The organism is Fibrobacter sp. UWB3 (assembly GCF_002210405.1).
Taxonomy (GTDB): domain Bacteria; phylum Fibrobacterota; class Fibrobacteria; order Fibrobacterales; family Fibrobacteraceae; genus Fibrobacter.
Map to the genome: position 1 here is coordinate 61,828 of NZ_MWQJ01000004.1, position 18,109 is coordinate 79,936.

The 18,109-nt window shown below is 48.8% G+C and carries 10 protein-coding genes; all 10 read left to right on the forward strand.

What is annotated here, in order from left to right:
• Positions 1-123 precede the first annotated feature (123 nt).
• The 10 genes from B7991_RS06055 (at position 124) to B7991_RS06100 (ending at position 18,107) form a co-directional block, all read left to right on the forward strand.
• Positions 124-1,029, forward strand: a complete 906-nt coding sequence (locus B7991_RS06055) for a LysR family transcriptional regulator (RefSeq protein WP_088630038.1) — start codon at positions 124-126, stop codon at positions 1,027-1,029.
• A 104-nt stretch (positions 1,030-1,133) separates the two neighbouring features.
• Complete coding sequence (locus B7991_RS06060; protein ID WP_088630039.1) at positions 1,134-6,467, forward strand: DEAD/DEAH box helicase; 5,334 nt, start codon at positions 1,134-1,136, stop codon at positions 6,465-6,467.
• A 25-nt stretch (positions 6,468-6,492) separates the two neighbouring features.
• A complete protein-coding gene (locus B7991_RS06065) occupies positions 6,493-9,372 on the forward strand; it encodes a helicase-related protein (protein WP_088630040.1) in 2,880 nt (959 codons plus the stop codon).
• A 98-nt stretch (positions 9,373-9,470) separates the two neighbouring features.
• Positions 9,471-10,742 carry an ATP-binding protein gene (locus B7991_RS06070; RefSeq protein ID WP_088630041.1) on the forward strand — a complete coding sequence of 424 codons (1,272 nt, stop codon included), beginning with the start codon at positions 9,471-9,473 and terminating at the stop codon, positions 10,740-10,742.
• Positions 10,739-14,914 (forward strand): Eco57I restriction-modification methylase domain-containing protein, encoded by a 4,176-nt coding sequence (locus B7991_RS06075; RefSeq protein ID WP_088630042.1) that lies wholly within the window; start codon positions 10,739-10,741, stop codon positions 14,912-14,914. The genes B7991_RS06070 and B7991_RS06075 overlap by 4 nt, the downstream gene beginning before the upstream one ends.
• Before the next feature lie 16 nt (positions 14,915-14,930).
• Positions 14,931-15,653: a toll/interleukin-1 receptor domain-containing protein gene (locus B7991_RS06080; RefSeq protein WP_088630043.1), complete on the forward strand. Its 723-nt coding sequence runs from the start codon at positions 14,931-14,933 to the stop codon at positions 15,651-15,653.
• A complete protein-coding gene (locus B7991_RS06085; RefSeq protein WP_088630044.1) occupies positions 15,654-16,337 on the forward strand; it encodes a TIR domain-containing protein in 684 nt (227 codons plus the stop codon).
• A 2-nt stretch (positions 16,338-16,339) separates the two neighbouring features.
• Positions 16,340-16,813 (forward strand): hypothetical protein, encoded by a 474-nt coding sequence (locus tag B7991_RS06090; RefSeq protein ID WP_088630045.1) that lies wholly within the window; start codon positions 16,340-16,342, stop codon positions 16,811-16,813.
• 30 nt (positions 16,814-16,843) lie between these two features.
• The gene (locus B7991_RS06095) at positions 16,844-17,344 is read left to right on the forward strand and encodes a TIR domain-containing protein (RefSeq protein ID WP_088630046.1); all 501 of its coding nucleotides are present in this window, start codon (positions 16,844-16,846) and stop codon (positions 17,342-17,344) included.
• 7 nt (positions 17,345-17,351) lie between these two features.
• Entirely contained in the window at positions 17,352-18,107 is a 756-nt protein-coding gene (locus B7991_RS06100; protein WP_088630047.1) for an HNH endonuclease, read from the forward strand.
• The last annotated feature ends 2 nt before the right edge of the window (positions 18,108-18,109 follow it).

Below are 18,109 nucleotides of genomic sequence, written 5' to 3' on the forward strand. Positions count from 1 at the left end.
TTTACTTTGTTTTTTGAACGCTCCAAATATACCTCACTTTTTATCATCGGTAAAATACTATTTTTTATGCGTTCACCATAGATTTTTCCTATGGTGATTTATAACTAGCGATAAGGAAAACTTATGACTCTACAACAACTTAAATATGCCATTGCCATTGCAGACACGCGAAACATTACTGAAGCGTCTAAGCGAGTGTTTATCTCGCAGCCAAGCCTTACCGCTGCCATCCATGAACTTGAAGAAGAAATGGGTGTCACGATTTTCAACCGCTCCAACAAAGGCGTGACCATTACAAACGAAGGCGATGAATTCCTCTCATACGCAAGGCAGGTTTTGGAACAGGCGACGCTTTTGGAAGACCGCTATAAAGGCGGCAAGGGCGGCAACATGATTTTCTCCGTCAGCTGCCAGCACTATTCTTTTGCCGTGAATGCGTTTGTCGATGTTATCCGCAAATTTGGTGGTCCGAGCTACGATTTTACGCTTCGCGAAACGCAAACTAACGAAATCATTGACGATGTCGCCAAGATGAAAAGCGAAATGGGCGTTCTCTACCTCAGCGATAAAAACGAAAAGGTCATCACCAAGCTCATTCAAAAGAACAATCTCGTGTTTGAACCACTTTTTGCAACACCGCTTCACGTGTTCATGTCATCGAAGAATCCGTTAGCAAAAAAAGAAAAAATCACGCTTGCGGATCTCAAGCCATTCCCGTACTTGACCTACGAACAGGGCGATTTCAACTCGTTCTACTTTGCCGAAGAACCGCTCACTGCCATCGATTTTGACTGTCCGCGAAACATCAAAGTCCGCGACCGTGCCACACTTTTTAACTTGCTCATCGGCCTTGACGGCTACACGATTTGCTCTGGTGTCATTAGCCACAAACTCAACGGCAAGAACATCATCGCAAAACGCCTTGATGTCCACGACAAAATGACTGTCGGTTATGTTATGCGCAAAGGCGTCACGAAATCAAGATATGCTGAGGCGTATATTGCTGCGCTAAAGAAACATTGTCGGTAGGGGGGACATTCCCATTCTGGCTAGGGTTGCCGTTGGTGCACGACCCGTTATAACTAATAATGAACACTTTTCTTATATTATAAGTGTAAGGAACGAACTATTATATGGCGCAGAATGTATTCAGCTATCGCGATGCGGTTATCGACGAGTATAGCCGCTTTTCACGCAGTTTCACTAAGATTTCGGCGGATGACATCAAGCGCGTCGTCGATGCCGAATACGCTGATGGCCGCTATTGGCCGGATCCGCTGATTCAAATCAATCCGAACTACCAGACTAGCGCCACGATTGACAAGCTTTGTGACGAAGGTGTTCTGTCACCGAAGTGCCGCGACATATTCAAGGTAGGCAAGGATAACGAGGGTATGGGTGGTAAGCCGATGTCCCTATATCAGCATCAGACACAAGCCATATCGCTCGCAAAGGAGCACAAAAGCTTTGTTGTCACGACGGGTACAGGTTCCGGTAAAAGTCTTTCCTTCTTCATTCCTATCGTAGACTCCATCTTGCGTGCGAAGGAACTTGATAAAACTCCGCGTACACGCGCCATCATCATCTATCCGATGAACGCCTTGGCCAATAGCCAGATGGAGGAAATCAACAAGTTTCTTGGCAATACCGGCGCATTCACGGTGGATCGTTATACTGGGCAAGATTTGGATGCCGAACGAAAGCGCATAGCGAGCAATCCACCAGACATATTGCTTACGAACTATATGATGATGGAACTGATTCTGACTCGTGGTTCCGAGGTCGATAAGGCCGTGATGGAGCATTGCGATGGCTTGCAGTTTCTCGTACTGGACGAATTGCATACATACCGTGGACGGCAAGGGGCCGATGTGGCCTTGCTGGTACGCCGCCTACGTCGTGAAACTAAGGCTGATAACCTAATCTGCATCGGAACATCGGCGACTATGGATAATGCCGGAACCGAGGATGACCAGAACCGAGCCGTGGCATCGGTGGCGTCTAAACTGTTCGGTGCCGAAATCCCGCCTTCTAATGTGATTACGGAGACTTTGGCTCAAGCGACGGATGAACACCTGAATCTGGATAAGGTAAGACCGCTTCTGAATGCACGTATCGCAAAGGGTGTAACCCCGTTTACGTCCTTGGATGATTTTAGGAACGATCCGTTGTCGGTCTGGGTGGAACTTACGCTTGGTATTGACAAACCGGCTGTAGGCAAGGCCAAGAGAGCGAAGCCAATTACGCTTCGTATGGCGGCTAAAAAACTTGCTAAAGATGCGGACGTATCTTTGGATAGCGCGTTGGGAGCCTTGCAAGATTACCTGATGGCGGCCCATGCCCTGACCAACCCTAATGGCCGAAAGCCGTTCGCCTTCAAGCTGCACCAGTTCATCAGCGGCCCCGGCAGCGTACTGTGTACCCTCGAACCTGAGGGTAAGCGCCGTGTAACCCTGGATGCTCAGGTCTATGCTCCTGGTAGTGATGGCGTAAAATTATTCAACGCCCACTTCTGTCGAGAATGTGGCGAAGAGTTCTTTCCGGTCCGTTTCAATGATGAACGCAAGGTGTTCGAACCGCGCGATATCGGCGAGGTTCCGACGGATGATAATAGCGATGTCAATGGTTTCCTCGTTCCGAAAAAGTCCGGCTTCAAGTATCAGACAACCGATGATCTGCCAGAAAGCTGGTGGGAACTTGACAAGCATGGATTTCCGGTAGTTCGCAAGAACTATGCTCCGTTCCAGCCGATTCCGATGTATATACGGGCCGACGGCACACGCGATATTGAAAAGAAACCGAATAATACCGACTTCTGGTACATTCCGGGCAAGGTTCGTTTCTGCCCATGTTGCGGCCACGAATACAGACAGTTCAGTTCTGACCGCAACAAACTTATAGGCTTGAGTGGTGAAGGCCGTTCTTCGGCGACCACGGTACTTACGCTGGCCGTACTTAACCAGCTGTTCCGTGACAATCCCTATGGCAAGGATGTTGGCGATAACGATGTCCGCAAGATGCTTGGTTTTACCGACAACCGTCAGGATGCTGCGTTACAGGCCGGACACTTTAACGATTTCGTCTACACTGTGACGCTCCGTGCCGCATTGCTTGGCGCGATGGAGCAGCATGGCGGCGTATTGCCGTACGAACAGCTTTCCGGTGCCGTATTCGCGGCTCTGGGCTTCGATTCGCGTAACAAGGATGTGCTCAAGGAGTACATGGTCAACCCGAAGATAGACCAGCCTAATGCACTCGAAAATGTCAAGAACGAGGCTAAGTTTATTCTCGGTTATCGTCTGATGAAGGATCTCGCTTCCGGTTGGTACAACAACAATCCGCCGCTTGAAATGTTGGGTATGCTCCATATCGAGTATAAGGGCTTGCGTGAACTTTGTGGTGATGACAACCGCTTTGCAGGCTGTGATGAACTGGCTTGCTTGACTCAGGCCAAGAGGCTAGAGTTCTATCATATCTTGTTCCAGATAATGAAGGCTCAGCTCTGCGTGGATTCATTCTATCTGAACAGAAGCGAGCAGCAGAAGGTTCTGGAATCGTCCTATCTTGACCTACTTGAAAAGTGGGGATTCGCCTATAACGAGAAGCCCGATGGGTTCAACTATGTTGACGATTCTGGCCGAAAGCAAACGCGTGGCGCGGGTAGACGCGACTATGCGACGGTGTCCTTGGCTCAGAACTCCCAGATTTCTAGGGCCATCAAGAACTCCAGTATATGGGCCGGAACTCCGGCTGAAGCTAAGATCAAGGCGAAGGGGAGTGCGGACCTGATTCGCGAAGTCGTCGTAGCCGCATTCGAAATAGCCCGTTCCGCCGATATTGTTCACCGTACACCCGATGGCTGGCAGTTGCATGCCAATACCATGGAATGGCATACTGGTCGAAATCCGGATGTTTCTAATGCCGGTATCCGCGCCAATGAATACTTCGGTGCTGTCTATAGGAACGTCAAGGATGCCCTTGTGCAGTCTGCAATCGACAATCAGAGCTGCTATGTCTTTGATTACAGCGCACACGAACATACGGCCCAGGTGGATGCGCAAGACCGCAAGAAACTGGAACGTCAGTTTAGATTTACCAAAAAAGATATCGAGGAATGGAAAGAGGAAAATCCAGGAATTGAGCTGAAGCGCCTGCCGGTTCTCTACTGTTCTCCTACGATGGAGCTTGGCGTCGATATATCGAGCCTGAACACAGTCTATATGCGCAACGTGCCTCCCACGGCGAGCAACTATGCCCAGCGTAGTGGACGTGCGGGGCGATCCGGTCAACCGGCTCTGGTGATTACCTATAGCTCCTCTATGAGTCCCCACGACCAGTGGTTCTTTGAGAAGCGAACCGATATGGTGTCCGGTATCGTGAATGCTCCTACGCTTGACATTACGAACAAGGACTTGATAACGAGCCATATTCACGCTGTTTGGCTTCAGGAACTCGATTACGGTCTGGGCCAGAGCATCTATGATAACGTGATGGACCCGGAATCCGGCTTACGCCTTGACATTCGAAAAGACCTGTTAGAACGAATTAACGACGACGGCGTAAAACAGGCTGCGAAAAAGGAGGCCAAGAACGTCTTGGCCGATGTTCGCAAAGCTCTGTCCGAAGACGAACAGAAACAGCCTTGGGTTCAGGATGACTACGTCGATAAGGTCATTGACGATGTTGCCAAGGATTTTAACGCCGCCTTTGACAGCTGGCGCACTCTGTTGCGGTCTATCAAGAAACAGATGGCGGATTCCGATAAGATTGTTCAGAGCCTCAGCATAACAGCCATTGAACGTGAACGAGCCAAGAGGCGCTACTTCGATGCCAGCCAGCAGCTGAATGTTTTGATTGGTAAATCTGCCAACAAGAACAACGATTTCTACCCATACCGTTACTTGGCAAGCCAGGGCTTCCTTCCGGGGTATGATTTTCCGCGCCTTCCGCTGATGGCGTGGATTCCGTCGGTCAGGGGAAATCTCGCCGGTAAGAAGGATGACGCCGGTTCTATGGTGAGCCGTCCGCGATTCCTTGCCATTTCCGAATTTGGTCCCCAGAGCATCATTTACCACGAAGGTCGCCGCTACAAGGTGTTTAAGGCAAAGCTGAACTCCGGTAACGGCCAGGCGACGGCAACGGACAAACTCGCTACCCAGACAATGGTGATTTGCGACCGTTGCGGTTACGGACACGTGAGCGTGAACGCCGAACGGTGCGAAAAGTGTGGCCAGCCGTTGACCGCCGGAACGACGATAGATTCGCTCTACAAGATTGAAACCGTCGAGACAAAGCCGAGTACGCGTATTTCGGCAAACGAGGAAGAACGCCTTCGCAAGGGGTATGACCTCCAGACGGTTTATCGCTTTGCCAGCGACAAGGGTATTCTTTGCTATAACCAGTCGAAGATGATGCTGGACGGCGATTGTGTCGGTGAACTGACTTATGGTCCGAATGCCAAGTTGTGGATGTTGAATCTCGGTTGGCGCAAGCGCAAGAACATGTCCGTGAAGGGATTCGAAATCAATCCGATGACGGGACGCTGGGAAACTGACCCCGGCGATACGGATGCGCCGGATCAGGACGACAAGGAAAATTCCAAGGTCCAGCCGCAACGTATTGTGCCGTTTGTCGAAGACACGAAGAACATTCTGGTCTACGAACCCAAGCGTGGCTTGCTTGATACGGCTCCCTATTCCCAGACGACGATGGCGACGGTAGCCTCCGCGCTACAGCGAGCCATCGAAGAGGAGTTCCAGATTGAACAGTCCGAACTTTCCGTAAAGCAGATGCCTAACGAGAAGGAATGCACAAGTCTGCTTTTCTACGAGGCTTCCGAAGGCGGAGCCGGTGTTCTGACAGAACTGTTGCGCAATGGCGAGGCGATTGGCCGAATTGCTCGTCGTGCGCTTTCGATTATGCACTTCTCGTGGAATAGTGCGGCTGAAGATCCCAGTCGAGGACCTTCGCCAAAGTCTGTCGATGAACTGAACGATCTCGAACAGACAAAACCGCTTGAAGTACGCTGCGTGGCAGGGTGCTACAGATGCCTATTGAGCTACTATAACCAACCCCAGCACAGCATCATTGACCGTCATGACGAAGACGCGCTCAAGATTCTTGTCGAACTCGCTAACGCCACGGCTGAAAAGGTCGAAACTCAGGCAGAGGCGACCGTACGCGAAGATGAACACGCGAAGTCGCTCGATGACATACTGGATTCGATATTCTGCGTAAAGCCGGATGCATATAATAAGGCTATCAATAATGGAGCCTATACGGTTTTGGCTTTGTGGAAGGCTTCGCGTCTGGTACTCTTGGCAGAAATGCCGGAGGATTCCTTGCGTCAATATCTTGATGCAAAGGGATATCGCTTTATCGTTATCGGCAAAACCCCAGAAGAATGGGAACAAGCCATAATGCAGAATAGGAATAAGTTCCCCGGTTGCGATACTGACGAACTCTAACTTTTGATGAATTGAAGGATTTAAGATGGCTGATACTGTTATTTACCCCTTAGGCTCCCTTGTCAAAGTGCGTGGACGCGAATGGGTCGTGGAACCCTGCGACTTGAAGGATTGCATCAAGCTCCGTCCGCTTGGGGGAACCGATGACGAAACTCAGGTTATCATGCCGTCCATCGAGGATACGAGACTTGAAAGTGCCGTATTCCCGGCTCCGAATACGACCGATATCGGACGTTTTGAATCCGCCAAGCTGCTCCGCGATGCGTTGAAGCTCAAGCTTACGAATGCCGCCGGACCGTTCCGCAGTTTCGGCCACTTGGCTTTTGAGCCGCGAAGCTACCAGCTGGTACCTCTTCTGATGGCATTAAAGATGCCCGTGGTCCGTTTGCTGATTGCCGATGACGTAGGTATCGGTAAGACAATCGAGGCCGGCCTTATCATAAAGGAACTCTACGAACGCGGTGAAATATCCAAGTTTGTCGTTCTATGTCCGCCTCATCTTGTGACCCAGTGGGTGACGGAACTCAAGGAACACTTCAATATCGACGCCGTCGGTATCACGGCGCGTTCTATTGCAAGCCTCGAAAAAGAGGTCAGCAAGACGGAACAGTTCTTTGAGCATTATCCGGCGGCGGTCATTTCGCTGGACTATATCAAGAGCGACACTCACCGCGACTGGTTCAAGACACATATCGACGACGCCATGCTGGTGGTCGATGAGGCCCATACATGTTGCGTGGGCGGTGGCCGACAGTTGCGATTCTCCCTGTTGCAGGACTTGGCTGCGAACGAGGAACGCCATATTATCCTCTTGACGGCAACGCCGCATTCCGGCGACGAACATGCCTTCAATAACCTTCTTTCGCTATTGAAAAAGGACTATGCCGAACTCGACGACTTGTCCGTGGACCACTCATCCAGTGAAAAGACGAAGCTCCGTGAAGATTTGGGCCGTCATCTGGTACAGCGCCGTCGAATTGACGTGATGAACTATCCCGGCAAGGCTGCTTTCCCTGACCGTAAGACCAAGGAAATCACCTACAAGTTGACCGGTGAATGGGGCGACTTCTTTAACGAGGTTCGCGAATACTGCGTAGATATCGCGAACAGGGCCGAAATTACCGACGGTTTCAAGGGACGTATGATGTGGTATGCGACGCTCGCTTTGTTGCGCTGCATATCCTCCAGTCCGCTTGCCGCCAAGAGCGCCCTTACGACTCGACTGAACAGCATCGAAGAGAACGCCAAGCTGGCCGAAGAAACCGCCGAAAATGCGGCTCTCTTGGAAGGCTACATCACCGAAACCTACGACGGCGAAGACGATACAGAAGCCAACGACCAGTTTGTAAGTCCGGTTCTGGAAGATTCCGAAGCGGTCAAGCGCCTGATAGCGAAGGCCGAATCCCTGAGTGGCAAGATTGAAGATCCGAAGTTCAAGTGTCTTGCCAAACATCTTGACGACATGCTCAAGATGCTAAAGAAGTCGGGCGACAGTTACCGTCCGGTCATTTTCTGCAAGTATATTGCGACGGCGCACTATGTAGCCGACCAGCTCAAGGCTGAGTTCCCCAAGTGCAGCGTGGCATGCGTTACCGGTGAACTCACCAATGAGGAACGCGAAGAACAGGTCCGTGAATTGGCGGAATCCGATTCGCCGATTCTCGTGGCGACGGACTGCCTATCCGAAGGTATTAACCTTCAGGACTACTTTAACGCCGTCGTTCACTATGACTTGGCATGGAATCCGACTCGCCATGAACAGCGCGAAGGCCGTGTAGACCGTTTCGGCCAACAGTGCAAGGATGTCTGGTGTACCATGCTTTACGGTGCCGACAATCCGGTAGACGGACTTATTTTCAATGTAATCCTCCGCAAGGCCGAAAAGATCAAGGAAGACCTCGGTATTTCTGTTCCGGTTCCTGAAGACAATGGCAATATCCGCGTGGCGCTTGTGAAAGCTGCTCTGCTCAAGAAATACGTGGCGACCGATAAGAATGGTCAGCTAGAACTTGACTTTGGCGAAGAGTTTGCTACCGACGTGAACAATGTTGAACGGAACTGGCAACGCGCCATCGACAAGGAACGCCGTAACCGCACCATTTTCAGCCAGCAGTCCCTCAAGCCCGAAGAAATCATGCCGGAATGGGACAAGACGAAGGAAGCCCTTGGCGACTCCGAAGACGTGCAGAAGTTCTTCGAGGTGGCGACGACGCGCTTGAATGCGGCGAAGGAACGTGCTTCGGAGCATGCCTTTACCCTCGATGTCAAGACATTACCTCTCGAAATCCGTAGCCAGTTGCAAGCATCTTTCCCCAAGAAGGACCTGAAAAAGCCTCTGAAGATATCGTTTGCGTATCCGCCGCCGCAAGGCTATGCCTTTATTCACCGTACGAATCCCATCGTGGAGAGTCTCTCTAACTATCTGTTGGAAGGCGCTCTTTCTGGCAAGAACGACATCGCAGCCCGTTCTGGCGCGTACGAGACCGAGGCCGTGAATGAACTGACCGCCATTTACTTGCTCCGAGTTCGTTACCAGTTGCGCAATACCGGCAAGAATGTGCCGAAGCTGATGATGGCCGAAGAGGCCGTGGCGGTGGCCGTCAACTTGGTAGGGGAGCCTCGAATCATCGAAAACGGCGACGTAAACGCGCTCCTCGAAGGGAGTCCGACCGGAAATCTTGGCGAACCCGTTATCCGCGACAATGTGGCTCGTGCGCTTGACTTTTATCGGGGTAATACCCAGCTTTTTGCGGACCTTGCCCAGAGACGCGGGGCCGTGCTTTCCGAAGACCATTTGCGAGTTCGTTCGGCCAGCGCCCAGCGTTACGGTACCGTGACCGTGGAGCCGTGCTTACCGGCGGACTTGATTGGATGTTATGTGCTTGTGCCCGGAGGCGACCTATAATGACCTGTGGCGAGTCTTTTTTATTATATTATGTCTGAATTCTTTTGCCATTTTTGGCGTAACTTTTCAGTCAAGGCGTCGCTTGGATGGAGGCTTTAATGATTGATCGCGAACGGTATCTAAAAAAGATTGTCGATTACATGTGGGATGGCCAGATCAAGGTCATTACAGGTATCAGGCGTTGTGGAAAATCGACGCTCCTGTTCCATCTTTTTTACGACTACCTGTTGAAAAATGGCTCCAGGGCAGAGAACATCATTATGCTTGAACTGGACAAGCGCAAGTTCGCGAAGTTCAGGAACCCGGTAGTCCTTGCCGAATACGTAGAATCGCAAATAAAGGACCGCCGTAAAAAGTATTATCTGTTTATCGACGAAATCCAGTTCTGCTATTCTGTTCCGGATCCCGACAATGCTGGGCACGAAATCACCGTTTACGATTTGTTGAACGAGCTCAAGGACTATGAGAATCTGGATGTCTATGTCACGGGTAGCAACTCGAAGATGCTTTCCAAGGACATCGCGACAGAATTTCGTGGTCGAGCATCGCAAATACACGTTTATCCGCTGAGCTTTGCCGAATTTCACGGGTACAGGGCCGGGCATGTCCGCGACGATTTCGACGCCTATATGCTTTACGGTGGAATGCCTTATTTGCTGAAACTGAAAAACTCGGAGCAGCAAAAGCAGTATCTCGCATCGCTTTTCGATGAAGTCTATATCAAGGATATCGTGGAACGCAACAATGTGGCGCGTTCCGACATTCTTGGAAACATACTGGATAATCTCAGTTCCCAGATAAGTTCCCTTACGAACCCGACCAACATCACGAATGCACTCAAGAGCGTCAAGAACGAAAAATTGAGCGTGAACACCGTGAGCGATTACATTGAACATTGCAAGGATGCCTTTATCGTAAGCGAGGCCAAGCGCTACGATGTCAAGGGCAAGCATTACTTCGATTACCCGAACAAGTATTACTTTACCGATGTGGGGCTGCGCAATGCCCGACTGAATTTCCGTCAGATTGATTCCGGTCACTTGATGGAAAACATTGTCTATAACGAACTCGTTTCGCGAGGCTACTCGGTAGATGTGGGTGTCGTTGTTGACAGGAATAAAGGTGGAAGGGTCCAAAAGGAAATCGACTTTGTGGTAAACCACGGCGACAAGCGTATCTACATCCAGTCGGCTTGGCAGATGAACACCGACGAAAAAATCAAGGCGGAACTCGATTCGCTAAAACTCGCCAAGGATTTCTTCTCGAAAATCATCGTCCAGAACGACATCCCCGAGACATTCCGCGATACGGACGGAATCCTTCACGTGAACCTGATTGAATTTTTGCTGAACCCGGAAATACTCAGATGAAAAAGAACCAGATTGAATTTTCGACGATTGACTTGGTCGGTTCCCTCTTTGTAAGTGACAGTATCGCCCAGATTGCCCAGCGCAAGTGCTCGGCCCAGTCCGAAAAGGACTACAACTTGCCTCCGGGAATCAAGTTCAGTGACCAAACCAGCCGTGCGTTCAGTATCGCGAAGGCGCTCTACGCCGAATATGCGTCAAAGAATGCCTCGTTTGACAGTCTCAAGAATTTCGTCTTCCAGCTTTTCGGTACCGCTCTCGACTATACCGGTATTACCGAGGAACAGCCAGCCGTAATCGGCGGCGTGAAATACCCGGTGACGACCTACGTGACGCCAAATGTTCCGCTTGTTATTGTGCCAGCAGACCTCTCGCTCGACATGGCCGATGCCCGTTTCACCATCGAAGGCGTGACTAGCCGCAAAAAGAGCGGCTATGCGCTTGCCCAGATGTTCCTGAACGCAAGTGAACCTTGCACATGGGCGATTGTCACCAACGGGCGTGAACTCCGATTGCTCCGCGATTCCGAAAGCCTTGTCCGTCCTAGCTACCTCTCGTTCAATATCGAATCCATCCTCAAGGAAGACCGTTACCCTGATTTCGTGGCGTTCTGGTGCTTTATGCAGGCAAGCCGCGTGAACGTATGGGAACAGTGGCGTACCGAAGGCATCTTGCAGGGGACGCGCGTGCGCGAAGGTCTGCGTACCGGAGTGACGAATGCTCTCCTATACCTTGGCGCCGGATTCCTCAAGACTGAAGGCCCCGGCAACAATGTGCTTCTGAACTCCCTTGCCGAAGGCAAGCGCCCGGACGGTGCTCCCTATACCGTTCAGGTGTTCTACAAGGCGCTACTCCGTGAAGTTTACCGATTCCTCTTCCTTAGCACTATCGAGGAACGTGGCCTGATTTTTGCTCATCCCAGCGAATCCGGCACCGACGCGGAACTTGAACCCAGATTCCGCAACGCCCATCGGCTCTACTGGACCGGCTACAGCGTCCACCGCTTGGCCGAACGCGCCAAGAAGGCTATCCGTACCGACCGCTATACCGACCTGTGGCACGGCGTGAAGGTGGTCTATAAGGCATTCCAGGAAGGTAACGACAATCTGGACTTGATGCCGCTTGGAGGTCTGTTCAAGGCCGACCAGTGTCCGCTACTGGATGCGTGCGAACTCGATAACGAACACTTGATGAAGGCCATCCGTCAGCTTCGTTGGAACGATATCGACGACGTGAAGACCTTCACCGATTATCGCAACATGGGCACCGAAGAGTTCGGCTCCGTTTACGAGAGCCTGTTGGAACTAGTGCCCCATGTGGATTTACAGGCCAAGACGTTCAGTTTCGTGGGCGTGGGCGACGAAGACGGCATTATCGAAGACGGATCGACCAAGGGTAACGCCCGTAAGCTCAGTGGTAGCTACTATACCGATGCAAGCCTTGTGCAGAGCCTCGTCAAGACGGCTCTTGAACCCGCCATCGAAGCGAAGCTCAAGGCCGAAGAAGACCTTGCCCGTAAGGAAAAACGCGAACCGGACTACGAACGCGCCATCCTTGATTTCCGTATGATTGACGCTGGCAGCGGTTCTGGGCATTTTTTGCTTGCCGGTAGCCGCCGCTTGGCTGAAGTCCTCAGCGAAAAGCGTCTCGAAAAGACGGGGGAAAGCGCGACCGCCGAAACCTACCGCAAGGCGCTTCGCGACGTGATTACCAACTGCATTTACGGCGTGGACCTGAATGAAATGGCCGTGGAACTGGCTCGCACCGCGCTCTGGCTCGAAGGTTACGAACCGGGCAAACCGTTGGAGTTCCTGAATCACCATATCAAGCAGGGAAACTCGCTTGTAGGCGTATTTGACCTCAAGGTACTGAATGACGGAATCCCCGCGGCTGCGTACACGGCATTAATTGGCGATGACAAGGCCGTATGTACGGCGACTAAGAAGACGAATGACTCCCAGTCGGGTAAAAAGTCGCAGCAGAGTTTCCTTAAGAAGGCGAAACCTCTATCTAATGAAAGGCTGGCTAAGCTTACTCGCGATATAGAGGCATTGCCTAATGACAACTTGGCAAGTGAAGAGCGTAAACGTGCGCTTTATGAGAAACTCCTAAATGATGCGGACTACATTAGGAATCGTGCTGCTTGCGATCTCTATACGGCGGCATTCTTCGCTAAAAAGACGGATCCGTTGACGATTCCGACCAGCGAAGATGTTTACGACGTAATGAACGACCTTGCAGAAACCAAACAAGGAGTCCGTGAACTTGCTGCCAAACTGAGCGAAGAATACTCATTCTTCCATTGGCCGGTGGAGTTCCCGGAAGTGTTCGCTAAGGGCGGCTTCGATTGCGTAGTGGGTAACCCACCGTGGGAGGTATCGCAGTTAAAGGAAGTTGAATTTTTCGCGAACCTTTTGCCAGAAATTGCTATGTTAAATGGTAATGATCGAAAAATAGCAATAGATCAGCTGAAAAAAGACCGGCCGCATATATACGAGCTGTATGAAATAAGAAAACATGCTTTAGAAGCGGAGAACACCTATTATGGAAATAGTGGCCGTTTCCCGTTGACATCGTTTGGAAAGGTGAATCTTTATTCAAAATTTGCTGAATTAAATTATCGTCTCCGTAATGAACGAGGAACTACTGGTTTTGTATGTCCATCCGGAATTGCCACAGATGATTCAACTAAGGCGTTCTTTGGTGAAATAGCCTCCAAAGGAAAACTTCATAGCCTTTATGATTTCGAAAATAAGGAAGGCATATTCCCCAATGTGCATCGAATGTTCAAGTTCTGCTTGCTGACGATTGCAGCCGGGAATACGCCGGGCGACTTTGCATTCTTCCTCAAGAATGTACCCGAACTCGAAGACAAACGACGCCATTTCTCGATGACGGCGGATGACTTTGACTTGATTAACCCGAATACGCACACATGCCCCGTGTTCCGAAGTCAGGAAGATGCCGAACTTGCGAAGAAGATATATCGCAAGGCGGGCGTTTTTATTCGTGAATCTGATGATAAGAACGGAAATCCGTGGAATATCAAATTCCAACAGATGTATAACATGACATCGGCAAGTGATCTCTTTGCAAAGGTTTCAGGGGAAGGGGCTGATGGGAAAATGATGCTACCTTTGTATGAACCTAAAATGATGCATCAGATGGATCATCGTTGGGCAACATTTGTTAATGGGAAAACAGTTGATATTTCGTTAGTGCAAAAGGCTGATGTGGGTTTCGTGGTTCAACCAGAATATTGGGTGCCATATACCGAAACAGTGCTGCGATCAACCACCCTAGATTCCTCTGTAGTCTCCGCTTTGCGTAAAGAAGATGGACAAAAGCTCCGTGAACTTTGCCTGCATTTTGCTATGACGGAAACGGATGCTGATTTGCAGAAAGTTTATCTTGATGCCACCAAAAGCGATGATATTGTGCAGAAACTGCTCAATGCTACTGAAAAATATTGCCCAAAGTATCTAATGGGATGGCGAGGCGTAACCAATGCCATGAACGAAAGAACGATGATTGCGTCAGTAATGCCTTTTTGCGGAGTTGGACATAATACTCAATTATTGTCATCGTTCAGTCAAGGTGCTGTTATGATGTCTTGCTTGTTAGCGAATTTCAATGCTTTGCCGTTTGATTTTGTATCACGTACAAAAATAGGCGGGTCATACGCAACAATGTTTGTGACGAAACAGTTACCTGTTCTTCCTCCGGCCGCATTCACTGAAACTGCCATCAACTTTATCGTCCCGCGTGTATTCGCCCTGACCTATACCGCTACCGATATCGTCGAATGGGCTCGTGCTCTCTGGAACGACGCTAGCGTGGACCTCCGCAAGCTCATAATTGCCCAGCACAAGGATTTGCCAACCGGCACCGACATCAATGCCCTTGCCGCCTCCGACTTCGATCCGGCCTCTATTCCGCCCATCGTCTTCGAAGACTCGCACAGAGCGGGGCTTCGCGCCGAACTCGACGCCTACTTCGCAAAACTCTACGGCTTAAGCCGCCGCGACCTCGAATACATCCTCGACCCCAAAACCGTCATGGGCGACGATTACCCCAGCGAAACCTTCCGCGTCCTCCGCGACGCCGAACTCTCAACCTACGGCGAATACCGCACCCAACGCCTCGTCCTCGAAGCCTGGGATAAGATGAATTAAAACAAGGAACTAGAAAATGATTTTGTTGCAAGATTTATTTCAACCAAGACTGTTTGAAGAATATATTGATAAGGATATTGAATACGAGTATCGTCGTTTTCAAGAAGAGTCTCACTATTTAAAGAATGAAGATGATTGGGAAGGACTCGAAAATCTTGGCAAACAATACTATCAGTCGTCTAAATGTAAACTATTTGTTTTTCTTTCCCATAGTCATAGTGATTTACAATATACGATGGGGCTAATTTCTTTTCTAAGAAATAGATATAATGTATATGTTTATATAGATAGCGAAGATAAATCTCTCCCTTTAAGAACTTCTATAAAAACAGCTCAGGTGATAAAGAAAAAGATCAAGACGTGTGATAGATTCTTATTCCTGGCATCTAATGGAGCAATAGCATCAAAATGGTGCAACTGGGAACTTGGAATGGGCGATGTACAAAAGCTTCCTGATAACCTGGCGTTCCTTGCATGGCATGACACTCAGATTGCTCGCCAAAATTATAGAGGGAATGAGTATATGGAAATATATCCGTTTATCGTCTATTGTGAAGGTGATGGAAGTGGAAATATAAATGAGCAGGATGTGTTTAATCCTGAAAATTTTTTTCATGAGGAAATAGAATCGAACTCCGGATTTAAGAACTTGAATGTTCCAAAGCAGCGTGGGTGGTACGTGAGATTTAAAAAGAATGGTACATTTACTTATATACCGTTATCAAAGTGGCTTTCGTAAATGGGTAAGAAAATATTCATATCGTACAAGTACGCGGATGATGACGTTTGTCCGCTTAAAGACCCATTGCCCGAAATGTTTGAACATACTACTGTTCGTGACTATGTTGACCTGTTGCAGCGGTATTTCAATCAGACAGATGATGTCAATAAGGCCGAGCGTGATGGCGAAGATTTGTCGAATTACGATGAAAATACAATCTGGGAAATGTTAAAAGACCGTATTTTCGATAGTTCGACCACAATTCTATTGATATCTCCGAATATGAAGGAACCCCATAGAAGGGATTCGTCGCAGTGGATTCCCTGGGAAATTTCGTATTCGCTTCGTCGAGTGACTAGAGATGAACGGACTAGTCAATCTAATGCCATCTTGGCAGTAGTCCTTCCTGACAGGCGCGGTTCATATTCGTATTATTTGAATGAAAGTTCGTGCAATTATAATTGCAGCTGTACGAGATACAATAATAATGTGACATTCGATATCGTTGCGAAGAATATGTTCAATCGTAAGCGTGTAAACGCCTCCCGATGCTTGAATGGCGTTGTTATTCTTAGCGGTGAATCCTCGTATATCAAAGTTGTAAAGTGGGCTGATTTTGCGAAAGATCCGCAGAGCTATATCGATACAGCAGCGTATATTATGGAAAATATTGAAGACTATAACATTTCAGTGGAGGTTTAAAGATGCTTCAAGCAGAACAATTGACAGCGTTTCATAAGGAACTTGATCTGATTCAAGATTGTATAAAGAGAATGGCGAGCAACTCCTTTTTAATAAAGGGCTGGACCATTACATATATTGGAGGTATTTTGGCTTTGTTCAACGGGAAATTATCCGTGTTGCTACTTGCTGTTATTATCTTGTTGGGGGTGACGGCTTTTTGGTATCTTGATGCATTCTTTTTGCAAACGGAAAGGGCGTATAGAGAAATGTACAAAGAAGTCGTTTTGCTTAGGTCTAAGGGAAATTTTGATAATCAATACAGTTTAGATCCGAATCCGTATAAGAAGCGTGTTGGTTCTCGAATTGATACTGCGTTGGCTAAAACATTATGGCCACTTTATGGAATTCCTTTTGTTATAGCCTTTGTTACTTGCGTTTTTCAAATAGGAACGAAAATTAGTTTTGTAGTTTGTTGTTGTCCTTGTAATTGTTGAGTTATGCTTTGATGTATAAAGGTGAGAGTGATGACTCCAATAAAAAGACAAGTATTCTTTAGCTTTGAATACGATGCTGATGCGTGGCGAGCAAACCAAGTTCGCAATATGGGAATTGTAGATCAATCCTCTACATTCACAGATAATGATTGGGAAAAAGTAAAGGGTAGTGAACTGACCATTAAACGATGGATTAATTCGCAGTTAAAAATGCGTTCTTGTTTAATTGTTCTTATTGGTGAAACAACATTTACGCGTCCTTGGGTGGATTATGAAATTCAAAAGGCCTACGAATTAGAAAAGGGTATTGTTGGCGTTTATGTTCATAAATTGAAAGATTCTGACGGCAATCAATCCGAAAAAGGTTTGAATCCATTGGATTTTAATTATACTGATGATGGAGAACCTTTGTCTCAATATGTGCGCACATTTAATTCTAGGTGTGTTACAAGTGTTGGTGTGTATCGAGATATTGAAGACAACTTGTCCGATTTAATTGAAGAGGCTATCGAAAACGCGGGAACCTATTAACAATACTATGACCTTCACTGAACGGGAACTGATTAAAAAGGCTGGTGACGATTCGGGCTGGAGCATCGTGGAATCCGATGGCTTGGATTCCGTCACTCTTGGTAGCGCCTCGCATAACGAGCGTGCCACTATCAAGTGTTGCGACCACGAAATGGATGTGACCTTTACAGCTCCGTTCAATGAATCGGAACTCCATGTCGGAGGTGCTTTCGATGTTGTTGGATCTCAAAAAATCATAGTGCAAGAACGTGAGTATGAGTCGCTTCGCCGTGTACTGCACCGCATGCAAGAGCTGTTCATTGCATTGCCGCCGACACCAATTGAAATATATAATACGCGTTGGCGACAAATTGTCGCTGGAGGCCTACCTGCAACCGAAACCGAGGAAACCGTCAAACAGCGTGTCGGCCAAGATGTATATCGCGAAGCCCTAATGAACTACTGGAAAGGTGCGTGTGCCGTCACTAACAGCATTATTCCAGAAATCCTTCGTGCTAGCCATGCAAGGCCATGGAATGAATGTACCTCTGCTGAAGAACGCCTCGATGTGTATAACGGATTCTTATTGAGTGCCAATCTGGACGCACTCTTTGACAAGGGGCTAATCACCTTTGACGATAACGGCTGCATTATGCTATCGTCTCAGCTGAATGAATCTAATCTGAAAAGGGTAGGCATTTATCCCGATATGCGTCTTCGCTGGATAGACGCCCATCACTTGCCATATCTGAAATACCACCGCGAACACGTGTGGAAGGGATAGAG